Below are 25,904 nucleotides of genomic sequence, written 5' to 3' on the forward strand. Positions count from 1 at the left end.
TTCTATATTTATTAATCCTCTAAAATACTTCTTAACATCCATGCTGTTTTTTCATGTACTTCAAGTCTTTGTGTAACTAAATCTGCTGATGGCTGATCGTTTACCTCATCGACAATTGGAAAAATTCCTCTTGCTGTTTTTGCAACAGTTTCGTGAGCATTAACTAATAAACCAACCATTTCTTGTGCTTTTGGAACACCCTCTACTTCCTTAATTGCGGTCAATTTAGCAAACTGTTTGTACGTACCAGGGGCAGGGAAACCTAATGCTCTAATACGTTCTGCTATAGTATCTAAAGCATTCCATTGTTCAGTATACTGATCCATAAACATGTTATGTAAACTATTAAACTGAGGCCCTGTAACATTCCAGTGAAAATTATGTGTCATTAAATATAAGGTATAACTATCTGCAAGTAGTTTTGACAGGCCAGAAACAATCTTTTCTCGATCATTATGAGAAATACCGATATCAATCTTTATTGCTTTTACTTCTTTTTTAGGACTAGCCATGAATCTCTTCCTTTTGTAATAAGTACATGATATTAAAAATTTAAAAAATGAGAACAAACTGAATGTAGAGCTTAACTATTAAGACTATCATACCAACCTACTCAGAAAGCAATTACGAGTAAAAAAAGTTACCATTTTTAAAATAGTCTATATCGTTCCTAATGACTGTTAATTTCGATCTTAGTTATTATGCATATAAAAATTGTATATTTAACACCCAACTAAAAAATAATTTTAGAAAACTTGTCAAATCTAAAATTAGAAGTAACTTATTGATTTTTTATTGAAATTTACTTCACACACTAAAAACTCTTGTGTTTTCACATAAATTTCACTATCTGAGAACTATTTTATCTGGAAAGTAATAGTTGCAAGTTTCTAAATTCTTAAAATACAGGGGTATAGTTAAATGGCTATAGAATTTGTTTCCAAATCAAAGTTACCTACTGCATTTGGCTATTTTGAAATTATAGCATTTCAAGATCAAAAGACTGGTGAAGAACATATCGCTCTTGCTAAAGGGATAAATGCTGCTCCCAATCAACTTGTATTGGTCAGAATACATTCAGAGTGCTTAACAGGTGATGCTTTTGGATCACTCAAATGTGATTGTGGTCCACAATTACACTCAACCATGAAGATGATTCATGATGCAGGTCAAGGTGTCATTTTATACCTTCGCCAAGAAGGCCGTGGCATAGGACTAACCAATAAAATTCGGGCTTATGCACTTCAAGACCAAGGACATGATACCCTTGATGCAAATTTATTATTAAACCTGCCAGCAGATGCCCGAAAGTATGATATGTGTACAATAATGCTTGATTATTTACAAATAAAAGACGTCAAATTAATTACGAATAATCCATTTAAAATCAAATCTTTGACTGATTTAGGTATTAACGTAGTTGAGCGTATTCCTTTGAAAGTAGGCTTAAATAGCTTTAATAAAAATTATCTCGAAACAAAGCAAAAACGCATGTCACATCTGTATGATAATAGTGATTTTTAAAAGGCACTCATCTTAGACACAACCTATCTGTTTATGTTTAATTTTTAACATCAGTGCTTTGTTTTATAAAATTCTCTGCATATGGAATAGCTAAAAATTTGCATTAAAACTTCCATCTCCCTTACGGGAGACAGTTTTATCAAATATGGTTATTATTAAATTAAGTTTAAAGATATTGATTAAAGAAACAGGATCTTATTTATTTTCTCTAAGAATTTGCGAAAAAACTGTGACTTTTTCTAAAGTCGCATTCATCCCCTTATTAAAAAAAGTATCGACAAGCGCTGAACCGATAACAATCAGATCTACTTTATTGGCTAAGGCTTTAACATGACTTTCATTTTTGATCCCAAAACCAATTGCAACAGGAATATTAAAAATAGGCTTAATTTCAGCAATCTTTTTCTCAAGATTAGACAGATTGAAGTCTCCTCCTGTTAAGCCATTTTCTGCAACATGATATAAAAAACCTGTCGCACGCGCTGAAATTTGTTCTAATCTTTCAACTGGGGTAGTCGGCGCTGTCATTGCAATGAAATGCATATTTTTTTCATTTAATTGCACTTCAAATTTTTCTCGATATCCATATGGAGCATCTAAAATCAATATTCCATCTATAAGATTTTCCGTTTCGGTCACAAGTGTGTCGAAACCATATTGCATAATCGGATTTAAATAAGTCATAAAAATTATTGGTGTTTTTTCATCATGTAGCCTGATTGCTTTTACCAACTCAATGGTTTGTTTTACCGTTTGACCTGCACTTAATGCCCTAAGATGTGCTGCCTGAATGATCTCACCATCTGCCACTGGATCTGAAAAAGGAATGCCAACTTCGATAATGTCAGCTCCAGCTTGACCTAATTGGCTCAACAGACGGTAACTTTCTGCGAAATTAGGATCTCCAGCAGTAAAATAACAGACCAGACCGCTTCGATTTTCCAGTTTTAATTGCTCTAATTTTTGATCTAGACGGTTCATGCTGTAGCTCCTGCAAGATATTTTTTTACCGTGTTTAAGTCTTTGTCACCTCTGCCACTTAAATTGACAATAATGATCTGTTCTGGCTGCATTTCTTGAGCAAGTTGAATCGCATATGCAATCGCATGAGAACTCTCAAGAGCAGGAATAATGCCCTCCTGTTGGCTTAAAAGCTGAAATGCATTTACAGCGTCTTGATCGGTTATAGCCGTATATGTCACACGTCCTGTTTCAAACAGAAGGCCATGTTCAGGGCCGACACCAGGATAATCTAAGCCAGCTGATATAGAGTGCCCCTCTAAAATCTGTCCATCTAAATCTTGTAATAAATAGGTTAAATTACCATGTAGCACACCGACTTGACCTTTGCAAATAGAGGCCGCATGTTCACCGCTATTTGTTCCTTTTCCACCTGCCTCAACGCCAAACATTTTGACATTCAGGTCTTCTAGAAAAGGATGCATCAACCCTAATGCATTTGATCCACCACCAACGCAAGCAACTAAAGCATCAGGCAGTTTATTTTCTTTGAGGAGTATTTGGTTTCTGGCTTCTAGACCAATAATTTTTTGAAATTCTCTGACCATGATGGGATATGGATGAGGACCTGCACCAGTACCCAACAGATAATAGGTTGTATCAACATGACTAATCCAGTCACGTAATGCTTCGTTCATCGCATCTTTTAAAGTCCTACGACCTTTTTGAACACTTCTGACTTCAGCACCGAGTAATTTCATGCGTTCAACATTCACTTGTTGGCGCTGAATGTCTGTTTCTCCCATAAAAATGGTACATTTCATCTTAAACAGTGCACAAACAGTTGCTGTTGCAACACCATGTTGTCCAGCACCAGTTTCTGCAATGATTCTAGTTTTCCCCATAAATTTGGCTAATAAGATTTGCCCAACACAATTATTGATTTTATGCGCACCAGTATGGTTCAAATCTTCTCGCTTGAGATATATTCGAGCACCTCCCGCATAAGCTGTTAGGTTTTTTGCATAAAAAAGAGGACTAGGACGACCAACAAAGTCCGTTAAAATCTGCTGATATTCAGCCCAAAATTCAGGTTTGTGCCGAACAGTATTAAAGGCTTGCTCTAATTCTCGAAGTGCTGGCATTAAGCTCTCTGGCATGTAACATCCGCCAAACTTACCAAAAAATCCCAAGTCATCAGGACCATTACCTGTATAAGGGGTTGTCATCTCATATCTCTTTTACTATCAAAATTTGTTTGATCTTAAAATATTTTCATTATTCTGATAATTGATATATTTTGAGCTAATTGTGTTAGAAAATTTTACAACATGAAACGTAGAACATTACCTCCCCTTAATGCTTTAAAAGCATTTGAAGCCGTCGCCAGAAATAAAAGTTTCAGCTTAGCTGCGGAAGAATTATGTGTCACCCATAGTGCGATTAGCCATCAAATAAAACAGCTAGAAGAATGGTTAGGAAAAAAATTGTTTATTCGACATTTCTCTACCATTTCTCTGACGGCGGATGCCGAAGAATTATCGCTAGTTTGTACGCAGCTTTTTAATCGTTTAGAACAATGCGTCTTTGAGTTAACTAATAAAACATCAGAAGTAGAAGTGGTAATAGGCGCTTCTCATAGTTTTATGGCAAATTGGCTGATTCCTCGATTAGAAAAACTCGAAGTCATTTACCCCAATATCCATATCAAATTAATGACATGTAATGACTTAAAATTGTTAGAAAAAGAGAAAGTTGACATATTTATCAATAGCATCAGTGAAAATCATACACTTCCCAACTTTTTGAATAAATATCTGTTATTTCCCGATAACATGGGGCCTATTTGTAATCGTGAAATAAATCCTCTTCACACAAAAAATGATCTTTTAAACTACCCATTACTTCATACCTACTCAAATAAAAGTGCATGGCATACATGGTTTGATCAGTCCAAAATTAACTTTTCCCCAAAAGCGAATGATCGTTATTTTGATAGTCTCAATTTAATGATAGAAGCGGCTGTTTCAGGCTTAGGAATTGCCATAGCTCCTCAAATTCTAATAGAAAAAGAAATATTAAATGGAAGAGTGATTGCACCTTTTGGTTTTATATATTGTGACTATAATTTTTATGCAATGGTCAGAAAAAATAATGAAAATCGTGATGTCATGAATATCATTAATTGGTTAATAGCTGGAGAAAAAGGTTAAAAATTATTTTTTGATTTAAAAATTCGATTCAATGTACTGTCTTTAGTATCTATCTTCACATTCTGTTCACTTTAGCCTCTCTAAAGTGGGGAGATAAACTGTGAAGATGGACAGTGAATATGAATCAAGTCAAAACGTTAATGGCAATTGCCTTATCCTTACCAGTGCTTTTCCTGTCAGGATGTAAAAGTGTTCCTCGTTATTCCTCTGATTATGCAAATGCCAGAGCGAGTATTCAGGGAATACCCTTAGATGATGCAAAAGCACTAGAAATCGGTACCCGCTTCACTTCGGCATTTAATACCTTGGGCACACCTAAATTCGTTGAAAATGCTGGAGCACTGTATGCAGATCAGCTTTTTATTAACGATACTCTGTCGCAATTTTCATCGCGTAAAAAACTGCTTGAACATTTTCAAGGTATGAACCAGCGGGTAAGTAATGTAACTGTCAGTCTATTAAATACTTCATATCATCAAGACTCTGCCTATGTGCATTGGCATATGGTTTATGATTTTAAAATGTTCGGCAAGACACGAACAATGGATTCATTTGGAATCAGTGAAATAAAGGTCAACCCAAACCATCAGATTATTTTCCAGCAAGATTTCTGGGACCCGGCGAATGGTCTGTACCGTTCCCTACCTTATGTTGGAGGGGCCTATTCATGGCTACTGCCTTTCAAAAAATAGCCATCAGTACCACGTTACTGATGGGATGTAGCTTCAGTCCATGGGCGCAGGCGCAAAGCTTGAATCAATGTGGCAATGGCCCGCTGATGGTGGGCCAAAAACAGGTCGGTATGGCCAGTTATTTTGCCCAAAACTGTAGCCAATCCTGGAAAGAGCAGACGATCCAGATGGACTTTTCCTATACACAGAATATTCCTGAATGGGCATTTAAGCGTGCAGCTACACATCTGCTCAAGCGTAATGTCAAAGACCCCAACATCCAGGCCATTTTCAATCCGATCAGCGATTTGTATCGTCCGGTCAGATCAGGTGATCTGTACCGCTTGAAATACAGCCATGCCACGCAAACCCTGAGTTTATCCCTCAACCGGAAAAATTTAGGGCAGCTGCAGCATCCGCTGGCCCAGCAATATTTTAATATATGGCTTGGTCCCCAGCCATTTAGTGCTAAATTAAAACAGCAATTATTAAATTAGTATCCGCGACTATGTCCAAACATTTTATCCTCATGGTTGAAGACCATTATGAACTGGCCTCTACCTTATGCGAGTTTCTGGAAGAGCATGATTTTGTGGTGGATCATGCCCGCAATCTGAATGCTGCGCGCCAGCTACTGAAACAGCAACGCTATCATATCTTGCTGTTGGATATTAACTTGCCAGACGGTTCCGGTTATGAACTGTGTGAATGGCTGCGTCATGAAGAAGGTCTGGACCTGCCAGTGCTGATGCTGACCGCTCGGGATACCTTGGACGACAAACTCAAAGGCTTCAATTCCGGCACGGATGATTATCTGGTTAAGCCGTTTGACTTTAACGAGCTAGTGGTGCGGGTCAAAGCTCTGATCAAGCGTTCGCTGGGTGAAGTGTCCAGTAGCCGTCTGCAAATTCACGACCTGATTTTGGACCCGGCAAGACAGCAGCTGACCCGGGCTGGGCAGAGCATTGAACTGCCTCCGATTCAGTTTAAATTGTTAAAATTGTTGATGCGTCATTCGCCTAAAGTCCTGACCAAACAGGAAATCATGATGGAACTCTGGGGTGATGAAGAGCCGGAAAGTGATGCCCTGCGTAGTCACATCTACAATCTGCGTAAAATGGTCGACAAGCCTTTTGAGCAAAAACTGATTCATACCATATCTGGTGTCGGTTTAAAGATTGCTTTAGAAACCTAATCTTTTTAGGCAGACAGAGATCTAGTTTAAATACACTACCACGATTAAGCCGGTCGTCATCTCCAGATCAACATCCTGATGGGTGCTGAGATAATACTGCCGGTCAAACAGCTCGACCCGCCAGCCCAGCTGCTTGCACAACTTCTGTACCAGTTGCAGGCCAATCCCGTGCCCTTTGATTTCCAGTTGCAGCTGCTGTCCAGATAGCTCCTGGACTTTGGCATTATTTGGCAAAGGAATACCGACTCCATTGTCAGCAATCAGTACTTTATTTTTTTGCAGAATCACATTAATTTCTGTGCCTTGTGAATAGTTCAGCGCATTACGCAGAATATTGCCAAACACCATTTTGGTCATTGACGGATACAGTTTACGTGGCTGTTCATCGAGGTCTTTTTGCAGATCAATCTGCATGCCTTTGGTGTGGCTGACACTTTCCAGATCCTGCACCAGATTTTCCAAACATTCTGAAAGCATGGTCGGTTCCGCGGTTAAAGTATTGGTGGTATTGCGGGCGATAGCCAGCAGAGTGTCGACCAGCAGCTGCATGTCTTCAATGGTGTTATGCAGGCGGGTAAACGATTTGTTGTCACCATAACGGGCCTGACATAACTGCACATTGCCTTTTAAGATGGTAAGTGGCGTGCGAAGCTCATGACTGACATCACCAGTAAATTCACGTTCACGCTGAATAAACTCGCTTAATACCTGATGATATTTTTCTAGCGCCTGCTTCAGATATTCCGCTTCCAGATTGGAGTCGGTACGGATGTCCTGAAACGGTGAAGCCTGATTTTTATAATCTTCCCAATCAATATGTTCCAGTGCGTTGGCAAGCCTTGTAATGGGAGAAAAATAGCGCCGGGCACGACGGTTCCACCACCATAACATACTATAAAGTACAAACAAGCTGACCATCAGTGGTGCCAGACCAAACAGCCAGACCAGTTTATTGACATTGCTTTCGCCAAAAACCAACAGCACATGCTGCCCGTCTTTTTCATCATAAACGGTCATGCGTTCCTTGCCATCGACAAAATGTCGTTTCACCCCTTGCTCAAGTGACATATTCTTAAATTGGGAGGGTGGCACAGTGTTCCAGCGGTAACCATACAGGTTTTTGGTATCGGGCAATTCTGCAGCAGGATTACGTTCTAATCGCTGCCAGTAGTGTGACATTTCCTGTTCTAGCGCCGTTCTGAGCAAAGAACCTTTAATCACCCAGGCACTGAAGCCAATCCCAATCACCACAGACAAGGCAATGAATCCGATTTGCAGCCAGTAGTAGCGGTTAAACACCTCACTCAGAGGATGATCACGTTTATCCCTAAATAGCTTTAACATTGATGCATTCCCGCTGGCCAATCCCACTGTTCAATTATAAGGCTTTCTTCTTTAACAGAAAGTGGCCAATGACCCACTCGCGTCCATTGTCATAACCAAATAGCTCGGCACAGGCCATAAAGAAAATCCGCCAGCGCTGCCACCAGATTGCGGCATCCGCGCCATAAGTTTTTTCAAATAAGGGCTTTAGCTCCACCTGTTTACCATCCATATTTTCTAGCCAAGCATTTGCGGTACGTTCATACTGCGTGCCCGCCCATTGCCAGTGCTGTTCTAGCTGTAAATGCTGCTGAAAATGTAGGAAAGTTGAGGCTGCTGGCATCAAACCACCACTAAAGAAATATTGCGACATCCAGTCAAACTCATTTTTAACTTCAAACGGATAATGCAAGAAACGATGACAGAAAATATGACACCACAATAAGCCATCTGGTTTGAGCCAAATACTAATATTTTCAAACAGTTTTTGATAGTTGCGTACATGCTCAAACATCTCCACCGATACCACACGGTCAAATGACGCAGGTTCAAGTTGCAATACATTGACATCACAAGTGATCACATTAAGGTTATCCAGTTTTTTTAAACGGGCTTGTTCCTGAATATACTCGCGCTGCGTTGAAGAATTTGACACGACTGTAATACGGGCCGTTGGATAATGCTCGGCCATATATAGACTTAAAGAACCCCAACCGCAGCCAATTTCCAAAATATCCTGCCCGTCTTTCAGTTGTGCTCGCTGGCAATAGCATGCAAGGGCAGCTTCTTCGGCTTGGTCTAGCGTCATATCGGCATGTTTAAATAGACTCGCGCTATATTTCAAACGCTTACCGAGTACTGCCTGAAAAAATGCGGTCGGCAGTTCATAATGCTGCTCATTGGCTTTGTCTGTCTCAATGGCAATTTCGCTGTTTTTCAGCATGGTCAGCACATCCATATAGCGCTGCGCTGCCAATGCGGGGTTAAACCGACCTTCTTGTGCCAAACGTTTTTTGCTTAAAGTACGAATGCCGGCCCGAATCAGCGGGTCAGGCACTTTGCCGCTTTCGATCAGTTTTAAAGATTGTTGAATCATAAAGTCCATGTATTTACCTATTCTTTGGGTGGCCACGGAATAAACATTGAAGTTCGTCGTTGATAGTCTTTATAGTTGTCACCACGGTGGGCGAGCGCCTGTTGTTCACTAAATGGAATACCTGTAAAGTAGTACAGGAATAGCCACATCAGCAGCGGATAAATCCATAATTCATAGCATCCTACTGCCAGACCGAGCACTGGATAGGCAAACCAATGTAGCCATTCAAAAAAATAATTCGGATGGCGCGAGTATTTCCACAAGCCCTGATCCATGGTTTGACCTTGATTCTGTGGATCTAGCTTAAAACGGTAAAGTTGCTGATCGGCAGTGCTTTCGCCTATCAAAGCGGATAGCATGATCATGCCCGCCACAATCACAGTGACCAAAGTCCAGTCATTCCACTGCTGGGTCGGAAGACTCAACAGCTTCAGCATTGGGTAAGAAAACAGTAGAGCCAAACCTGCCTGAAATATAAAAAATACCAGAAAACCAAGATGCTGATAATCCCCCATCGCTCGGCGCATGTTGGCATAACGCGTGTCTTCTTGGGTTTCATTGGCATAGCGCCGTAACAGATGCCAAGTCAGCCGTGAAAACCAGATCCCACTCGCCAGTCCCAGAAATAACCGAACCAACATCGGTGCACTGTCAATCGCCCAAGCGGCAATAATCACATTGAGGGCAATACTGAAACTCCAAGCGACATCGACCAGCCCTGCTCTGCGGTTATAGGTCACCAACACCCAGCTACAGAGCATGATGAAGACATTGAGCAAAAATAAATCTAGCAGCATGTCACCCTCCTGTTTTATTTCTGCTTAGTAAGCACTGGCTTCAAACAGCAAATGAACATCACTGATCACACCTTCCCTAAAACCACCTTCGCAATAACACAGATAAAAATCCCACATACGTATAAAACGCTCATCAAAATCAAGTTGCAGTACTTGATCACGCTGCTCCAGAAAACGCTGGCGCCAACACTTCAGGGTTTGTGCATAGCTTTGACCAATATCTTCCAGATGTTTGAGACGAAGTTTTTGCTCAGAAGCCGTTTGCGTCATCACACTGATACATGGAATAAAACTACCGGGGAAAATATAACGCTTAATGTAATCTACCGTATTTAAAGCTTTAACATAGCGTGCATCTTCAATCGTAATCGCCTGTATCAAGGCGAGACCATTCGGCTTGAGGAGCTCGCGGCATTTTCGGAAATAAGTTGGTAAATATTGCTCACCAACTGCTTCAATCATTTCAATGGACACCAATTTGTCGTATTTACCCTCGAGTAAACGGTAGTCCTGAAGCTGTACAGACACCCGATGAGACAGCCCTGCTTCAGCAACTCGGGCGAGTGCTTCATCGTACTGAGCTTTGGAAATGGTAATGGTGGTCACCTTACAGCCATAATGCTGAGCCGCATAAATGGCAAAGCCTCCCCAGCCGCTGCCAATTTCAACCAAATGGTCCATCGGTTGCAATTGAAGTTTTTGGCAGATCAGTTCTTTTTTATAATCTGAAGCTTGTTCCAAGCTCATACAAGGTTCTTTAAACACCGCACTGGAATACATCATGCTGGAATCTAAGAACAATTTAAAAAAATCATTGCTCAAGTCATAATGCTCAGCAATATTCTGACGACTACCATCAATCGAATTCTTGCGGGATTTATACCAAGCCTTGAGTACCAACTGGCTGGCTTTTGCCACTACATTTTGATTCATCCGATCAAGCACATCGCGATTACGTGCTAGAATACGAATTACGTTGACCAGATCTTCACTGCTCCAGTAACCACGAATAAAGCCTTCTGCTGCCCCCAGTACACCATTACGGAACAGCAAATCGATAAGGCGTTGGTCGTGAACTTGAATTACTGCATGCAAGTCACTGTAATTTTCCCCGACCAGCCCATTCCAGATACCTTTAAATATTAGCTGACCATGACGCAATTTCAGCAAATGCCGCAATATCACTGGCAGTGTGCTTTGTTCTCCCATGAATAGTGTTTTCATAGTCATGTCTTTCCTTTTTCTTTTTTAGGATGCCGATAAAACGGAATTTTCTTTTTCCATAAGCGCAAAGCATGTAGATAAATCCCGCTCACCATCCTAAAGGGCTCAAGAACTTTTAATACAGCATATCGATGTTGCTGTGAAGGAAGTGTGATGGCTTGCAGCTTAAATTTCATCGTGGCATCAAATTGCAATATTTCTTGTTCAAACAGCTGCATGTGAATCACATTTTGCTGTTCAGAAAAGCTAAAACGCCAACGGTAATCTAGTGACATCGGCATGAATGGTGACACATGAAAGGCTTTTTTAAAGTCAAATTGGTGGCTCTGGTAAGGTGCATGTTTAGTTACATTGTGCCGACAATCGTGAATGTACACCTGACGTTCATTCCACGGTGTATTGGTGATTTCACTCAGTATAAAAATCAGTTGATCGGTCGTATCAAAGATCAAATAAAACACCACAGAATTAAAACGAAAACCCAGTGTGCGTGGCAAAGCCAGTACACGAATAGATGCAGCATGTGGTAAATGATAGTTTTCGTTCTTGATCAGTAAACGTGCAACTTTCTGCCGAATCGAGCCATATTCCATGTTAAGAAAGTCACGCTCATCCAAGGTCAATAAATTCCAGCGACTAGAAGACCAGAACCAAGATTTTTGGGTAAAATTTGTCAGTTGATCCGGATCAAAGCATAAATAGCTAAGCTTTACCTCAAAAACATGTGATTTGGGAAAATAGCGACGATGGCGAATTTCGGTAGAAGCGATAGCCAGTGGATACATTTGCATTCTGTACTCCTAAGCCGCTTGCTCAGTGTGTTGCAGCAACTGATTTACAACCCATGAAGCACTACGCGCTCCATCTTCATGAAATCCCCAGCCCCAGTAGGCACCACAGTATGACGTCCGGTTCTGACCATTAACCTCAGCCCAACGTTGTTGTGCCTCAATCGCGGCAGCATCAAATACTGGATGACGGTAATATCGTTCTATCCATATTTTTTTCGGATCGAGGTTAAAGTTAGGATTGAGTGTGGCAAAGATTTGGATTTTACAATTCAGGTTTTGCAACTGGTTCATCCAGTAACTGAAACCATAATGCATGCCACTATGCTGGAATGGAGTTGATTCGGTTGCACGACTAGGTGTCACATGTACATGCCAGCTGGCCCATTGGCGTCTGGATTTGGGCATGATATGAGTATCGGAATGCACCACCATATGGTTATCCTGATAACGAAACTTACCAAGTACTTCCCTCTCTTGCGCTGACGGGTCTGTAAGTAAATTCAAGCTATCATCAGCATGGCTGGCAAAAATGACCCAGTCAAAACGTTCACTGCCCTGTCCAGTTTCAATCACTACATCATTGGCACTACGGGATACATGAAGCACACCTGTCTTGCGGAAAGTCATATTCGATTGGGCCTGAATGGCACGAACATAACGAGCTGATCCACCCTTGACCGTAAGCCACGAAGGTCGCTCTTTCAGCTGCAACATACGATGGTGCTGAAAAAAGCTCACCACAAATTTATACGGAATCTGTCCAGCTTGCTCTACTGGACAGGACCATAGCGCTCCGCACATCGGATAGAGATGTTCCTGACGAAAGGCTTCGGAATAGTCATGTCGATTGAGATATGCATCAATACTGAGCTGTGCATCGACCTGTTCAACATCAATATCTTTATTCGCCGCATAAAAACGGAACAGATCCGACAACATCATGCGAAAATCAGCGTTAAAGAAGTTTTGCGGTCGGAACAACAGCGAGAATTTTTTTGAAGGATTGTACTGCAAGCCAGTGACCTGATTGTTCACCGAAAAACCCATGTCACTGCTTTGCGATTGAATCCCGAGTTCTTTGAGCATTGCACAGAACAGTGGATAGTTATGCTCATTAAATACAATAAAGCCACTGTCCACTGCAACCTGTTCGCCATCTATATTCAACTGATGGGTATCGGTATGGCCGCCAAAGTAATTATTTTTTTCAAAGACCGTGACCTCATGTGCTTTGCTTAATTTCCAGGCCGCATACAAACCGGAAATACCTGAACCAATAATCGCAATTTTCATGGTGATTCCTTAGAATGAATAGTAGGTGCGCCTGTTTTGGCTGCTTTTCTCTGTTTTCGAGCTTGTGCAATTTTACTGACGTCATAGACCCGCGCTGGAATTGGCTTTAAGCCCCAGACTATCCCGAGCCAAGACATAATTTTTAGGAGGTAATAGGTCACATCAATCTGCCACCAGTAAAAGCCCTGTCGCGTACTGCCTGCATAATAATGGTGATTGTTGTGCCAGCCTTCGCCCAAGGTAATGATAGACAATAATAAATTGTTGCGGCTTTGATCATCAGTGTCAAAATCACGGCTGCCGTAATGATGCGCCAGTGAATTGATACATAAGGTCGCATGAATCAGCAATACAGTGGACACCACAAATCCCCAGACCAGTAATTGCAAGCCGGAAGTCCCCAGTTGCGGCCAAGCTATTGCCAACCATTCTCCTAGTGCATAAATCCCACACGCGGTCAACAGCACCACAATTAGACTAAACCGGTCTAGCCAGATTAATTCCGGATATTTCAGCCAGTCTTTGATGACTTCTTTACGCGTGGCAAAGTTATATTCATTCAGAAACCAACCCACATGGCTATACCAAAAACCGTGGGTAGATGAATGCGGGTCTTGTGAAGAATCTGTATAGCGGTGGTGATAACGATGATGGGCTGCCCACCATAAGGGGCCACGCTGTGCACTCATGGTGCCTAGTAATACAAATAGAAACTGCACTGGACGCGAGGTCTGAAAGGTTTTATGCGATAAATAGCGATGAAAAAAAGCCGTAATGGAAAACATACGAATCAGGTAGAACAGCAGCATAAAGCACACTGCAAACCACGACACTCCCACCCAGAACACGGCTAGACAAGCCAGATGCAACAGAATAAAGGGTAAAATCCGCTGCCACTGAATCTTGCTGTTTTCAGCCGTCAGTGTTTCGGGCGCTGTGGGTGTGGACCAGCTGTCTATCCATCGCATCAGAGTTTTCAACATGGACTCATCCTACTTTCGAGCGATTGTATTTATTCTATTTGATGAGTGTAATCAGTCAGGTATGAATTTTATGTGAAGTAAATAAAAAAACCGAACTGTTGAGAGATTTATCAGTTCGGCAAAAGGTTAACAGATTAATGAGGCAATTTGATAAGTTTTGTCACGTCATAGCCATAATCTTTCGCAGTGTCTATATATGACTGATAAGTTGCTTCATCTAGTTGCGGTTCACGTGACAAAATCCATAGGTATTTATTACTTGGGCCACCCACCAGTGCCACTTTATATTCCGGGTCTACTCGTAATACCCAGTAATGACCTTTAGTAAAGGGTATCCATCTTAAACCTTTAGGCAAAAAGCTGACCTTCAGTTTGCTGTTCCCCTGATTTTGCGCATACGCAACACCTTCAGAGCTAATTATTTCGCCATTGGCAATTCGGCAGCTATTCAATACCCCGATAGTTTGATCGGCATTGACACTATATTGTGCCGTGATATTGGCTATACATTTACGCTGAAAATACATCGGTAAATGCGCAATTTCATACCATTTACCAGCATACTTCTGGATATCTACCCGATCAACTGCCTGAGGCGCAGCAGTTTCTGCTTGAGTCGTTGTACTTAAGCTGATGATAGACAGTGCTATCGCTACAAAAACAGACTTAAATCGCATCTTCATTTTTTAGCCTTGTTGGGTCTCAGGATTAAGATAACCGAGTTAGATGTGAACAAAGCGTGAAGATCAAATGATACGATTCAGTTTTTCCAGATCAGGAAATGCCACCTGAATATTCACTACCTAGGGCGTTATTGCAGCTTATTTGAGAGACCCAAACAGAATTACTTTTTCAAAGCCATTCTTTGCTGTCATCTGCAACAGGTGTTCCATGCATCACATGCTGAATCATGGCATAGGCGATACTGCCCTTGAACGGAATCTCGGGTAACTGATCAAATTTGAAAAATTGCGCATCGCTGAGTTCATTTTCTTGAGTCTGAATTTCCCCTCCGTGATATTCTGCCTTGAAGGCCATCATCAGATTGCTAGGAAACGGCCACGGCTGACTGGCTAGATATTGAATATTTTTGATTTGCAGCCCCACTTCTTCCAGCGTTTCACGGCGTACTGCCTCTTCTAGGGTTTCCCCGACTTCAACAAAGCCTGCAATCAGGCTGTACATCTGGGTTTTGTTGCGAGCATTTTTTGCCAGCAGAATTTCATCTGTACCTCGGGTAATGATAGTAATGACACAGGGATTCACCCGCGGATACTGGTTAAAGCCACAGGATGGACAGATCATGGCATACTGGCTGACATGCTGCAGGGTGGCGTGTCCGCATTTACTGCAAAAGCGGTGGTTACGGCGCCATTCCAGTAACTGTACAGCACGGCTGGCCTGTTCAAACTGCGGTCTGCTCCAGACTTGCACCAGTTGCCGGATTGGAACCAGCTGATAACCTTCTGGCACCAGTTCGTCTTCTTTCAGGTCACGAGCAATGATCTCGCAATTTTCCGACAGGTTTAGGTCGTGCTGCAGTCTTTCAACCTGCGGCAACTGAAAATGCTCATCCACTAGTAATTGCTGCTGTCTAAAAATATACGCTTTTGAATGCATGCTCATGACAATTCCCTGATTAAAAAAATCCCATACAGAGGGGTGTATGGGACAAAACTAAGGAAGCTCACATGGAGTAACTTCAAGCCAGATACTAGGCGTGAGCTACTTAAATTACAACCATAATAATTTGTATCTTTTTGATTAAAATCACATAATTTTCACACTACTCATGTATTAAGAAATCATGTAAAGCGAGTTTCATCTTCTGGCTTTAGCATTGAAGGGATGAATATTTTGTTATAGCAGTACTCATGATTTCTGTGCGATGTCATCTGGTCGAGTTGGATTGATTCAACACGCAGGATGATCTTTATTTTCACAAAAAATTGAACTGTCTTGACTTACACTGCACTATCTTTCATAGGGTCGGGAATGGCTATGCGTTTTGGTTTAATTCTGGGTGACCAGCTTCATCATCAGCTTACTACGCTCAAATCGCTGGATCGTACCCAGGATGTGATCCTGATGGCCGAAGTTGTTGAGGAAGCTACTTATGTCACCCATCATCCGCAGAAAATTGCCCTGATTTTTAGCGCCATGCGTCATTTTGCCAAAGAACTCAAAGCAGAAGGCTGGCGTGTACGTTACCATGCTTTTCAATCTGATAGTCCGATTCGTAGCCTGCTGGATTTCGTAGAGTCACAGCAACAACTCTTACCAGTCACAGAACTGGTCATTACGCACTGCGGGGAATATCGTTTACAGCAGCAGATTGAACAGTATTGGAGCCAGCTGCTGCAACTGCCAGTAATGTGCCTGAATGATGAACGTTTTTTCTGTAGTCTGGAGCAGTTCCAACACTGGGCCAGCCACTACCAGACACTGCGTATGGAATATTTTTACCGGGAAATGCGCAAGCAGACCGGTTACTTAATGCAGGGGCAACAGCCGCTTGGAGAACAGTGGAACTATGACAGCGCCAATCGCAAGGCCTGGGCTGGCAATCCCCCTTTGCCTGCACCACTTCACTTTGAACACGATCAGATTGATCTGGATGTGCTTGAATTGGTTGAACGTGAATTTTCCCGTCACTCTGGCAGCCTTAACAACTTCCGCTGGGCCACCACACGTAGCAATGCTCTGCTTGCACTGGAGCATTTCATTACCCACAGTTTGCCTTATTTTGGTGATTATCAGGATGCTATGGCGCAGGGTGCAGACACGCTGTTTCACAGCCTGCTCTCACCTTATCTGAACTGTGGTCTGCTACTACCTAAAGAAGTCTGTGATGCGGCAGAAGCTGCATACCATGCCGGTCATGCACCACTGAATGCAGTGGAAGGTTTTATCCGACAGATTCTCGGCTGGCGCGAATATGTTCGCGGAATTTACTGGCTGTACATGCCAGAATATGCCAGCCGCAATACACTGCAGCACTCAGCACTATTGCCACAATTTTATTGGACTGGCCGTACTCGGATGAACTGTATGGCTGAGTGTTTCCGTAATACTTTTCAGCATGCCTATGCACATCATATCCAGCGTTTGATGGTGACTGGCAATTTTGCCTTATTAACTGGTATAGACCCTCAGCAGATCAGCGAGTGGTATCTGGCAGTCTATGCCGATGCCTATGAATGGGTAGAACTACCGAACACACTGGGCATGGTCATGCATGCCGATGGCGGCTTGATGACCAGCAAACCCTATGCCGCCTCAGGCAATTACATCCATAAGATGTCCGATTACTGTAAGCACTGTAGCTACAATGTCAAAACTCGCACCGAACTGGATAGCTGTCCGTTCAATAGCCTGTACTGGTATTTCATGATCCGGAATGAGGCGAAATTTCGTACTCATCCACGTATGGGCATGATCTATCGACAGCTAGATAAACTTAAAGATCGGCAGCAGATTATCAGCCATGCCCAGCAACTTCTTAGCCAGATCAATGAGTTATAAACGATGAAAAAACAGCATCTCCCTGAAAAAATCTGTATCCACTGTTTGCGCCCTTTTACTTGGCGCAAGAAATGGCACCGCTGCTGGGAGGAATTACAATATTGTTCTGAACGATGTAAACGTGAGTCTAGACGGTAATCAAAATCAAACACCTAGAAACGCTTGTATTGGCGTGAACAATAGGCCCGTATCACATCAGGTAAACGCAGCTGCAGATGCTTGGTTTTTCGGCCTGTGACACGTGCACGCCACATTTTAAAGCTACTGGGTTTCATATTTTGCCGCATCAAGCGTATCACCGCCGCTTCATTCAAACCAAACTCACATTGAATGGCTTCAAATGGGGTTCGATCCTCCCAAGCCATTTCGATAATTCTGGATAAGTCTTCTTCAGAAAATTGATTCATGCCATTCTCATTTTTAATTACTATGAAGCTTCAATAAGTTCTATCAACTCATTTACATAACTTGAGTCAACTTTAATTCAACTAAAAGCATAATAATACGATCATGAATTTTTTGTGATTTTTCTCTGGTTTACGGGCTCAGCACAAATAAAAGGGCTAGTTAAACTAGCCCTTTTAAATCTTAGTTACCTCTATAAGTAGAATATCCATAAGGACTTAGAAGTAGAGGAAATGGTCATTTATACCTCGATTTTCTTAAACTACTCCATAACAACCCTCTTTAACTTCCTAAGCCCCTATTCTATAGTTAGCTTAGAATACAGTGCTCATATTTATTTTCAGTTAATCCTATAGACTACGTTGATTGACACGCTTAGATAATTCTGCTGCCGACTCTTTTCGCTCTGAATAACGGTCTGTGAGGTACTGACTTTGCCCACGCGTCAGTAGCGTGAATTTATACAGCTCCTCCATGACATCAACAATTCGATCATAAAAAGCTGAAGGCTTCATACGTCCATCCTCTTCAAACTCTAAAAAAGCTTTAGGAATAGAGGATTGGTTTGGAATGGTGATCATGCGCATCCAACGGCCTAGAATACGCATTTGATTAACACTGTTAAAGGACTGCGAACCACCACTTACCTGCATCAGGGCCAAAGTCTTGCCTTGTGTTGCACGAATCGCACCACCTGCTAGAGGTATCCAGTCAATTTGCGATTTAAAAATTGAACTCATTGAGCCATGACGTTCAGGCGAACACCACACCATGCCCTCCGACCATGCCAAAAGTTCATGTAGTTCTTTGGCTTTTGGATGTTCCATATCCGCATCTTCAGGTAAAGGTAAACCTTTAGGATGAAAGATTTTTACTTCAGCGCCAAACTGCTCCAAGATACGCCCTGCTTCCATCACCGCCAATCGGCTGTATGAGCGCTCACGGTTAGAACCATACAGCAGCAAAATACGCGGTGGATGATCTAGCGCTTTAGCCTGTACTTTTTCTAAAGTCGGTTGATCGAGAAGATTCATATCTACATTTGGGAGAGTCATAGAAATTACACCTCTGCTTTAAAAAACTTTTTTCTAAGCCACAAAGACACGCTCACCAAAGCAATCAATACTGGGACTTCAACCAGTGGACCAATTACAGTAGTAAACGCCACAGGTGAAGCTAAACCAAAAGTTGCAATCGCTACAGCAAGTGCCAATTCAAAGTTATTTCCCGCAGCAGTAAAAGAAATTGCTGTGGTTTTAGGATAGTCATTCCCCATCCACTTGCTCATAAAGAAGCTGATGAAGAACATCACGATAAAGTAAATCGTCAATGGAATAGCAATACGCAAGACATCCATCGGTAAGCTCACCACATCGTTCCCTTTGAGGCTAAACATCGCCACAATCGTGAACAATAACGCCAACAAACTTAGTGGACTGATCTTCGGTAAGAAGACGTTTTGATACCAAACCAAACCTTTAGCTTTCACTAGAGTGAATCGCGTCATAAAGCCAAGGAAAAATGGAATTCCCAAATATACTAATACCGCATGGGTAATCGTCCAGAAATCGACATTGATCACTTGCCCTGCAACACCAAAATACGGTGGTAAGAAGGTCAAGAACAACCAAGCATAGGTACTAAAGAATAAAATTTGGAAGATACTGTTAAAAGCCACCAATGCAGCAACATATTGGTTATCCCCACAGGCCAAACCATTCCACACCAAGACCATCGCAATACAACGAGCCAGTCCTATCAGGATTAAGCCTGTCATATATTCTGGATAGCTATGTAGAAAAATAATGGCTAATGCAAACATCAATACTGGTGCTATCACCCAGTTCTGTACCAAAGACAGAGTTAAGGTTTTTTTGTCTTTAAACACTTGTGGTAGCGCTGCATAATCCACTTTTGCCAAAGGTGGATACATCATCAAAATCAAACCAATCGCAATTGGAATATTGACGGAATCCACACTCATTTTATCCAATGCCACTGAGGCTTGTGGAAAGAACACACCGATCGCAATTCCCAACCCCATCGCAATGAAAATCCATAGCGTGAGGTTACGATCTAAAAATGACAGTCTTTGTTGAGCCATGATGTTCTCATTCAATATCTGAGATGTGATTGATTGCAGCAATCAATTCAGGACGAGACATATGCGCTGTATCCAGTGCCAACAATGCATCTAAACGACGATTGATATGGTCTACAGTCACTTGGAATGCTTTGAGCTTCTCTTCTTTCGGCAAGTCTAAATGCGAAGGATCAGCCAAGCCCCAATGTGCCTTGATTGCTCCGCCTAAATACAGTGGACACGCTTCTTGCGCTGCCGAATCACAAACCGTAATCACCACGTCAGGTTGATATTGTTCACATTCATCAATGGTTTTACTCCACAAACCATCTGTTGAAAGACCTAGGTTTTCTAATGTTTCAATGGTCAATGGATGTACTTGCCCTGATGGCTTACTACCTGCACTGTATGCTTTCCAACCCTCTGGGGCACGACTATTAAACAGCACTTCTGACAGGATGCTACGGCAACTATTTCCAGTACACAAAAAAAGGAATTTCATCTTGTTCTACTCGCAATAACTATTGATTTGTTGAAATGATGGAGCAGCTTTTGGCTGTAAATCAGCATTTTTAAGGGTGTTAAGTACGTCTACGCACCAAATGGGTAAATTGGGATTGAGACTGTAATAGACCCATTGCCCTTGGCGTCGATCTTGTAAAAGACCAGAAGAGCGCAGTAAGGCTAAATGCCGTGAAATCTTGGGTTGGCTCAACTCTAGCTTTTCAGTCAAGTCGCAAACACACTGTTCATTATTTCCAAGAACCAACATGACGATGTTGAATCGCGTTTCATCAGCCAAACATTTAAAGAAATTGATTTGATCCATATTTTTACTCACTCAAACATATGGATATATCAATATTCACATATATCCATGAAATTTTTATTTCAATCGCTGCCCATTTGCATCCAGTACTTGTTCACCGTCTTCTTTAGTAAAAGTACCTTTTTGTGGGAGTGGCAGAATTTCTAAAACCAGTTCTGACGGACGACTTAAACGAGTTCCTAATTCAGTCACCACAAATGGACGGTTAATCAAAATTGGATGCTGAAGCATAAAGTGAAGCAATTGATCTTCACTCCAATCCTCTTGATCAATTCCTAAATCTGTATATGGAGCAACATTTTTACGGATCACATCTCTCACCGTTAAACCCGCATCCGCAATCATTTGAATCAATTCATTTTTAGAGGGAGGTGTTTCAAGGTACTCAATCACTTCAGGTTCAATATTGGCATTACGGATTAACGCCAAGGTATTACGTGATGTACCGCATTCAGGGTTGTGATAGATCTTCACTTTTGGAGTAGCAGTCATTTGCTCAAACTCAACAGAATCTTTGCATATATTTATATACGAATAAACATATATATGCAATTCCATATTTAAAATTTAATACTAAAAGTAACTATCCATCTAAATGATCGCAAACAACTACTTTTATTTTAAATATACCAAGAGCCGACCAATATTTATCTATATAAACATCAAGTAAGATTATTAAACTTATAACTGTTGAACAGCAACTTTAAGGAATAAATTTGAACTTCAATTTCTGGCAAACACTATTCCGTTTACTACACGTGTATGCTGGTATTTTTATTGCCCCGTTTATCTTTATCACTGCCCTAACTGGTTTTTTTTATGCAGCTACACCACAAATTGAAAAAAGTATTTATAAAGATGTTCTATACATCGAACAGACCAGTTCAAAAACACAGCCTCTAAGCTTGCAAATTGAAAAAGCTAAGCAGTTTTTATCCCCTACTTCACAAATAACTGAAGTACGTCCTTCGCTAGCAGTAAATCAGACGACACGGGTTATTATTTCAGATCCTGAATTAGGGTTGCAAAATGAGGCCATCTTCATTGACCCATATACACTTGAAGTAAAAGGTCAGTTAGCTGTATATGGCACAAGTGGCTTACTTCCGTTTAGAACTAAACTAGATCACTTACATCGAGATTTATTACTAGGAAGCTGGGGAAGATTTTATAGCGAACTCGCAGCAAGTTGGTTAACTATCTTGATATTTACTGGCTTTTACCAATGGTATAAACGCCGAAAAGCATCTAAGAAAAACCCAATCAAGCATAATAAATATATCCAAAAACACAGCACTATTGGCTTAGTCTTCTTCCCATTACTACTTTTTGTAGCAGTGACTGGCTTAACGTGGTCTGAATATGCGGGCGAAAATATTCGAATATTTCGCCAAGCGCTAAGTTGGCAGACACCTGTTCTATCAACATCTATCAAAGCCGAACCTACATCAAAAATGGTTATGCACCATAAAGATCATTCAATGGTACATAATCATGCTTCCGTACAAATCACTTCTGGTGATTTCGACATAGCATTAGATCTCGCTAGAAAGCATGGAATAGATGCTTCTCAGGTACAAATAAAACCACCTTTAGAAAAAGATCAAGTATGGAGTATTTCTGAGATTCAACGCAGTTGGCCTACTCAAGCAGATAGCATTGCAATCGACGTTTCAAACCACAGCGTAATTGATCAGCTTTATTTTGATGACTATCCTTTAATTGCTAAATTGACACGCTGGGGTGTCGATGCTCACATTGGAATTTTATTTGGTTGGATAAACCAGTTTATACTCATCATTTACTCACTAGCACTATGTATAATGATTCTTTATGCATATTTAGCTTGGTACAAAAGAACAAGCCTCAAACAGACGACAATACAGTTTTCAAATTTGTTCTTAAGTACGTGGAAAAGTGCAAAAACGCTTCAACGGCTGACACTAGCAACTATATTGATTATTCTTGGGCTACTACTGCCTTTATTTGGTTTAAGTCTAGTTGTAGCATTAGTCGCTATCTTTATTAGTCGCATTAAAAAGAAAAAAGCTTAACTGACCGTTTAAGCTCCTACCTTTTATATAAAAGTGGGAGCTATCCATTAAGTTTTCCTCGTTAATTCAAAATCTAAATAGGCTTCGTAAGATAGACCAGTCTTGGTATCAAGAACTTCCACAGAGTCCTGCTGCCATAAAACTGTATTCCGCTCAGATACTCCATTGAGCTGAATTTTAAGTTTCCCGTTATCAGTAAACACAAATTGTCCTTCGTGTACTTCGGGTTTATTGTGTCCACTATTACTGGCCCTAACCAATTTGAATGTCTGGTTTTCCTTAAGATACAAATCGACAGTCATACCTTCGCACCTTTCACAAAAAGAAGTACAAGCCGCACAAGGTAAAATGCCTTTATATTGACCCACCCATTTCTGTAATTCAGGATCAATTACTTTTATCGCTTTGGTCGAAGCTTCTCCTGATTTAGGGTCAGGGTCAGATTGACTACATCCGAGGCACAAACTAGCAAAAACAAAAGAACATAATAAGGTATTTTTCATAAGTTATATCTCTTAGCAACGATGAAGGAGCGGGCACGCTCTATGACCACCGCCCCTCCTGACTCCACAGACTAGAATTTCCAATTTAGACTGAGTGTTGCTTTGAGCGGTTCACCCACCTGCACCCAATAGTTTGTATAGCTTGCGACGTAGTAATCTTGATCAAAGAGATTATCAATATTCAGTTGCGCACGTAGGTCAGATCGTAGCTGTACATACCCCCCAATATTAACGATAGTAAAATCAGGAAGAGTGGTTCCATTATCAATATAATTTGCACTGCGTTTACCGTAGTAATTAATATTGCCAACCAAGCCTGCATCATGTCCTGCAAGGTCAAATTGATAGTCAGCACTTAAGTTTGCCGTATGTTTAGGAATATTTTTAAGCCTTGCGCCCTTATCCTCAACTTCACTTTCTACAATTTCGGCATCTGTATAAGTACAGTTAGCATTAACACGTAGCTTGTCAGTGAATTGATGTTGTAGTTCTAACTCAACACCACGGCTTTGTACTCTTCCGCTATCTACATAGCTATCAGTAATGCCTTCAGTGAGCAGATGTTGTTTTTGCATATCAAAATACGTTAGACCGAACCAACTTTGCGGTAAAAACTTATATTTACCACCGACTTCCCAGCTTTCTGTTTTCTCTGGTTCATACAGTTCATTGTCCTTATTCAACCCTGTATTCAGTTCAAATGCCTTCCCCCAGTTACTGTAAAAAGACAACTGCTCAGTGGGCTGATAATTTATCCCTGCACGTGGCGTAAATGGTGTGAAAGCTTGCTTTGATGTCTTTCCAGTTCGATGATCATCAATTTGTTGTTCCAAACGATTAAAACGACCGCCTATCAGTACATTCCATTGATCATTCAAGAAAATTTGATCTTGAACGTTAAACCCAAACATATCTTGAGTTTCTTTTGTATCTTTGGTGATTCGGGTTAATGGCAAAATATTCTGACCGTACACGGGATTATAAATATCAATCTGACTCGAAGCTCCAACAGCACTCCGACGTTGCAGTTGATCAATCGTATAATGACCTGCTTCGACATTTGTAACCAGTTCATGTCTGATTACCCCAGTATCAAACTTACCTCTTAAGATAGATTGAAAGTTTGTGGTGTCTGTCCCAAATTGACGGGAGCGACGGAAGCGATTTGCTGTTCTTCCATCTGATGCAATGGACGAAATTTCGGTTGAAGTACCTGCACGTTCGCCATGACTATATGTGATTGCCGTTGTATTGTTCCAATCCTCATTAAATTCATGGTTTAAACGCAGTTGATACATTTGATCTTTAATCTCAATATCACCATCGCTTGGCTCACCTAAAAAGGTTTTCTTATTGACTGGAAGTTTTCCATTGACCATCGGTACGCCACGATCGAAAACGCCGTTAGACTCTGAAAATTCAGTATCAATATTCAACTGGGTTTGCTCAGAAATTTTCCATGCTAATTGTGGTGCAATGTAATAATGCTGATTATCAACATGATTACGGAAGCTTTGATTATTTTCATAGGCTAGTCCAAGGCGATAAGCCAGATCCTGATTAATCGCGCCCGTGGTATCTAAGGCTGCTCGATATTCTTCAAGCGTACTTCCGCTCAGACTTAAATTACTTTTTTTCTCCCATTCAGGTTGCTTAGTGGTGATATTCATAATCCCCCCTATGGCACCTTGCCCATACATCGCGGCCATTGGGCCTTTCAAGAAATCAATCGCTTGAATGTTCACCATATCTCGTGCGGTATGGATACCATTCACAGAACTCAAACCATTACGCATATAAATCGTACCCATATTCGGATCGGTACTAAATCCGCGAAATGAGTAATTGTCCCAAAAACCTCCACCATAACTATCTTGATAAACCACACCATTTACAAACGAGAGCGCATCACTGATACGTTGAACATTATGGTTTTGGATATCTTGTGCTGATACATGTGATTTAGTAAAAGGTACTTCTAACAAGTCATGATTAAACTGCGTAATCGCTTGTGAAGAACTATGTCTTTCATCCTGCTTTTCTGCAGTCATCGTGATACTCGGCAGTTGAGCTACAATTTGATTTGAAGTAGATTCATTTTCGGCCGACACAGCGTGGGTTGAAAGTTGAACAAGTAAAATACTCCACGTCAGTGGATGAAATAAAAATTTAGACATAAGTGACTCTGAATGTGTATATGCTGATATAGGGTTATGAAATCTGGTGCTTAAAATTTAAATGTGACGCCAAGTTCGACACTTCTTGGTGTACCAATATAAATTTGCTTCGCGGAGTAACCGGAATACTCACCATAAAATTCATCGGTCAGGTTTCTGTCCAAAGAAATAGAATGATTCCCTTTTAAATAAGGGTTCAATTTGAATTGAGGCATTTCAATTCCTTTTAAGCATAAGTTTCCATTGGAACATTTCATC

General features: G+C 41.2%; 28 protein-coding genes. 8 read left to right on the plus strand and 20 right to left on the minus strand.

The genetic code is table 11. The features are described from left to right. Window positions 1-11 precede the first annotated feature (11 nt). A complete protein-coding gene (locus tag B9T36_RS10435; RefSeq protein ID WP_086209422.1) occupies window positions 12-512 on the minus strand; it encodes a Dps family protein in 501 nt (166 codons plus the stop codon). A 409-nt stretch (window positions 513-921) separates the two neighbouring features. Between B9T36_RS10435 and ribA the strand changes: the two genes are divergently transcribed. Continuing rightward, entirely contained in the window at window positions 922-1,524 is a 603-nt protein-coding gene (gene ribA, locus B9T36_RS10440; protein WP_086209423.1) for a GTP cyclohydrolase II, read from the plus strand. 195 nt (window positions 1,525-1,719) lie between these two features. Here ribA and trpA read toward each other — a convergent pair whose 3' ends face one another. Both trpA and trpB read right to left on the minus strand, forming a co-directional pair. Further along, window positions 1,720-2,505: a tryptophan synthase subunit alpha gene (trpA, locus tag B9T36_RS10445; RefSeq protein ID WP_086209424.1), complete on the minus strand. Its 786-nt coding sequence runs from the start codon at window positions 2,503-2,505 to the stop codon at window positions 1,720-1,722. Continuing rightward, window positions 2,502-3,713, minus strand: a complete 1,212-nt coding sequence (trpB, locus tag B9T36_RS10450) for a tryptophan synthase subunit beta (RefSeq protein WP_004981558.1) — start codon at window positions 3,711-3,713, stop codon at window positions 2,502-2,504. Before trpB ends, trpA begins: the two co-directional genes overlap by 4 nt. A gap of 102 nt (window positions 3,714-3,815) precedes the next feature. Between trpB and B9T36_RS10455 the strand changes: the two genes are divergently transcribed. The 4 genes from B9T36_RS10455 (at window position 3,816) to B9T36_RS10470 (ending at window position 6,563) form a co-directional block, all read left to right on the plus strand. After that, window positions 3,816-4,697: a LysR family transcriptional regulator gene (locus B9T36_RS10455; RefSeq protein WP_086209425.1), complete on the plus strand. Its 882-nt coding sequence runs from the start codon at window positions 3,816-3,818 to the stop codon at window positions 4,695-4,697. 119 nt (window positions 4,698-4,816) lie between these two features. After that, the gene (locus B9T36_RS10460; protein ID WP_086209426.1) at window positions 4,817-5,389 is read left to right on the plus strand and encodes a nuclear transport factor 2 family protein; all 573 of its coding nucleotides are present in this window, start codon (window positions 4,817-4,819) and stop codon (window positions 5,387-5,389) included. Beyond that, on the plus strand, window positions 5,365-5,865 hold the full coding sequence (locus tag B9T36_RS10465; RefSeq protein WP_032019161.1) for a chalcone isomerase family protein: 501 nt from the start codon (window positions 5,365-5,367) through the stop codon (window positions 5,863-5,865). Before B9T36_RS10460 ends, B9T36_RS10465 begins: the two co-directional genes overlap by 25 nt. 11 nt (window positions 5,866-5,876) lie before the next feature. Then, a complete protein-coding gene (locus B9T36_RS10470) occupies window positions 5,877-6,563 on the plus strand; it encodes a response regulator transcription factor (RefSeq protein WP_086209427.1) in 687 nt (228 codons plus the stop codon). A gap of 21 nt (window positions 6,564-6,584) precedes the next feature. Here the strand turns inward: B9T36_RS10470 and B9T36_RS10475 are convergent, their stop codons facing one another. The 9 genes from B9T36_RS10475 to nudC all read right to left on the minus strand — a co-directional run bounded on the left by B9T36_RS10475 (window position 6,585) and on the right by nudC (window position 15,696). Beyond that, on the minus strand, window positions 6,585-7,907 hold the full coding sequence (locus tag B9T36_RS10475) for a sensor histidine kinase (RefSeq protein WP_086209428.1): 1,323 nt from the start codon (window positions 7,905-7,907) through the stop codon (window positions 6,585-6,587). Between the two features lie 34 nt (window positions 7,908-7,941). Further along, window positions 7,942-8,991, minus strand: a complete 1,050-nt coding sequence (locus B9T36_RS10480; RefSeq protein WP_086209429.1) for an SAM-dependent methyltransferase — start codon at window positions 8,989-8,991, stop codon at window positions 7,942-7,944. 8 nt (window positions 8,992-8,999) lie between these two features. Further along, window positions 9,000-9,779 (minus strand): DUF1295 domain-containing protein, encoded by a 780-nt coding sequence (locus B9T36_RS10485; protein ID WP_086209430.1) that lies wholly within the window; start codon window positions 9,777-9,779, stop codon window positions 9,000-9,002. A 24-nt stretch (window positions 9,780-9,803) separates the two neighbouring features. Next, window positions 9,804-11,009 (minus strand): SAM-dependent methyltransferase, encoded by a 1,206-nt coding sequence (locus B9T36_RS10490; RefSeq protein WP_086209431.1) that lies wholly within the window; start codon window positions 11,007-11,009, stop codon window positions 9,804-9,806. Beyond that, a complete protein-coding gene (locus B9T36_RS10495) occupies window positions 11,006-11,794 on the minus strand; it encodes a DUF1365 domain-containing protein (protein WP_086209432.1) in 789 nt (262 codons plus the stop codon). The genes B9T36_RS10490 and B9T36_RS10495 overlap by 4 nt, the downstream gene beginning before the upstream one ends. 9 nt (window positions 11,795-11,803) lie before the next feature. Then, entirely contained in the window at window positions 11,804-13,087 is a 1,284-nt protein-coding gene (locus tag B9T36_RS10500) for an NAD(P)/FAD-dependent oxidoreductase (RefSeq protein ID WP_086209433.1), read from the minus strand. Continuing rightward, entirely contained in the window at window positions 13,084-14,070 is a 987-nt protein-coding gene (locus B9T36_RS10505) for an acyl-CoA desaturase (protein ID WP_086209434.1), read from the minus strand. Before B9T36_RS10505 ends, B9T36_RS10500 begins: the two co-directional genes overlap by 4 nt. Window positions 14,071-14,204: 134 nt before the next feature. Further along, window positions 14,205-14,753, minus strand: a complete 549-nt coding sequence (locus tag B9T36_RS10510) for a lipocalin family protein (RefSeq protein ID WP_086209435.1) — start codon at window positions 14,751-14,753, stop codon at window positions 14,205-14,207. Window positions 14,754-14,922: 169 nt separating this feature from the next. Then, a complete protein-coding gene (gene nudC / locus B9T36_RS10515) occupies window positions 14,923-15,696 on the minus strand; it encodes an NAD(+) diphosphatase (RefSeq protein WP_171264454.1) in 774 nt (257 codons plus the stop codon). Window positions 15,697-16,071: 375 nt separating this feature from the next. Here nudC and B9T36_RS10520 point away from each other — a divergent pair, with 375 nt between their 5' ends. Together B9T36_RS10520 and B9T36_RS10525 are read left to right on the plus strand one after the other, a co-directional pair. Continuing rightward, window positions 16,072-17,595, plus strand: coding sequence for a cryptochrome/photolyase family protein (locus B9T36_RS10520; RefSeq protein ID WP_086209599.1), 1,524 nt, complete (start codon window positions 16,072-16,074; stop codon window positions 17,593-17,595). A 3-nt stretch (window positions 17,596-17,598) separates the two neighbouring features. Further along, window positions 17,599-17,733, plus strand: coding sequence for a DUF2256 domain-containing protein (locus tag B9T36_RS10525; RefSeq protein WP_086209436.1), 135 nt, complete (start codon window positions 17,599-17,601; stop codon window positions 17,731-17,733). Between the two features lie 14 nt (window positions 17,734-17,747). Here B9T36_RS10525 and B9T36_RS10530 read toward each other — a convergent pair whose 3' ends face one another. The 6 genes from B9T36_RS10530 to arsC form a co-directional block, all read right to left on the minus strand. Further along, the gene (locus B9T36_RS10530; RefSeq protein WP_058952279.1) at window positions 17,748-18,002 is read right to left on the minus strand and encodes a TIGR03643 family protein; all 255 of its coding nucleotides are present in this window, start codon (window positions 18,000-18,002) and stop codon (window positions 17,748-17,750) included. A 348-nt stretch (window positions 18,003-18,350) separates the two neighbouring features. Next, a complete protein-coding gene (gene arsH, locus B9T36_RS10535) occupies window positions 18,351-19,055 on the minus strand; it encodes an arsenical resistance protein ArsH (protein WP_086209437.1) in 705 nt (234 codons plus the stop codon). 5 nt (window positions 19,056-19,060) lie between these two features. Next, window positions 19,061-20,104, minus strand: coding sequence for an ACR3 family arsenite efflux transporter (gene arsB / locus B9T36_RS10540; RefSeq protein ID WP_086209438.1), 1,044 nt, complete (start codon window positions 20,102-20,104; stop codon window positions 19,061-19,063). 7 nt (window positions 20,105-20,111) lie between these two features. Then, window positions 20,112-20,585, minus strand: a complete 474-nt coding sequence (locus B9T36_RS10545) for an arsenate reductase ArsC (protein WP_086209439.1) — start codon at window positions 20,583-20,585, stop codon at window positions 20,112-20,114. Between the two features lie 6 nt (window positions 20,586-20,591). Next, on the minus strand, window positions 20,592-20,912 hold the full coding sequence (locus tag B9T36_RS10550) for a metalloregulator ArsR/SmtB family transcription factor (protein WP_086209440.1): 321 nt from the start codon (window positions 20,910-20,912) through the stop codon (window positions 20,592-20,594). A gap of 57 nt (window positions 20,913-20,969) precedes the next feature. Next, the gene (arsC, locus tag B9T36_RS10555) at window positions 20,970-21,404 is read right to left on the minus strand and encodes an arsenate reductase (glutaredoxin) (protein WP_086209441.1); all 435 of its coding nucleotides are present in this window, start codon (window positions 21,402-21,404) and stop codon (window positions 20,970-20,972) included. Window positions 21,405-21,622: 218 nt separating this feature from the next. Here arsC and B9T36_RS10560 point away from each other — a divergent pair, with 218 nt between their 5' ends. Then, entirely contained in the window at window positions 21,623-22,966 is a 1,344-nt protein-coding gene (locus tag B9T36_RS10560) for a PepSY-associated TM helix domain-containing protein (RefSeq protein WP_086209442.1), read from the plus strand. Between the two features lie 47 nt (window positions 22,967-23,013). Here the strand turns inward: B9T36_RS10560 and B9T36_RS10565 are convergent, their stop codons facing one another. Then, the gene (locus B9T36_RS10565; protein ID WP_171264455.1) at window positions 23,014-23,469 is read right to left on the minus strand and encodes a copper resistance protein NlpE N-terminal domain-containing protein; all 456 of its coding nucleotides are present in this window, start codon (window positions 23,467-23,469) and stop codon (window positions 23,014-23,016) included. Between the two features lie 71 nt (window positions 23,470-23,540). Next, window positions 23,541-25,646, minus strand: a complete 2,106-nt coding sequence (locus B9T36_RS10570; RefSeq protein ID WP_086209443.1) for a TonB-dependent receptor — start codon at window positions 25,644-25,646, stop codon at window positions 23,541-23,543. Window positions 25,647-25,904 lie beyond the last annotated feature (258 nt).

The organism is Acinetobacter sp. ANC 4204 (genome assembly GCF_002135205.1).
GTDB lineage: Bacteria > Pseudomonadota > Gammaproteobacteria > Pseudomonadales > Moraxellaceae > Acinetobacter.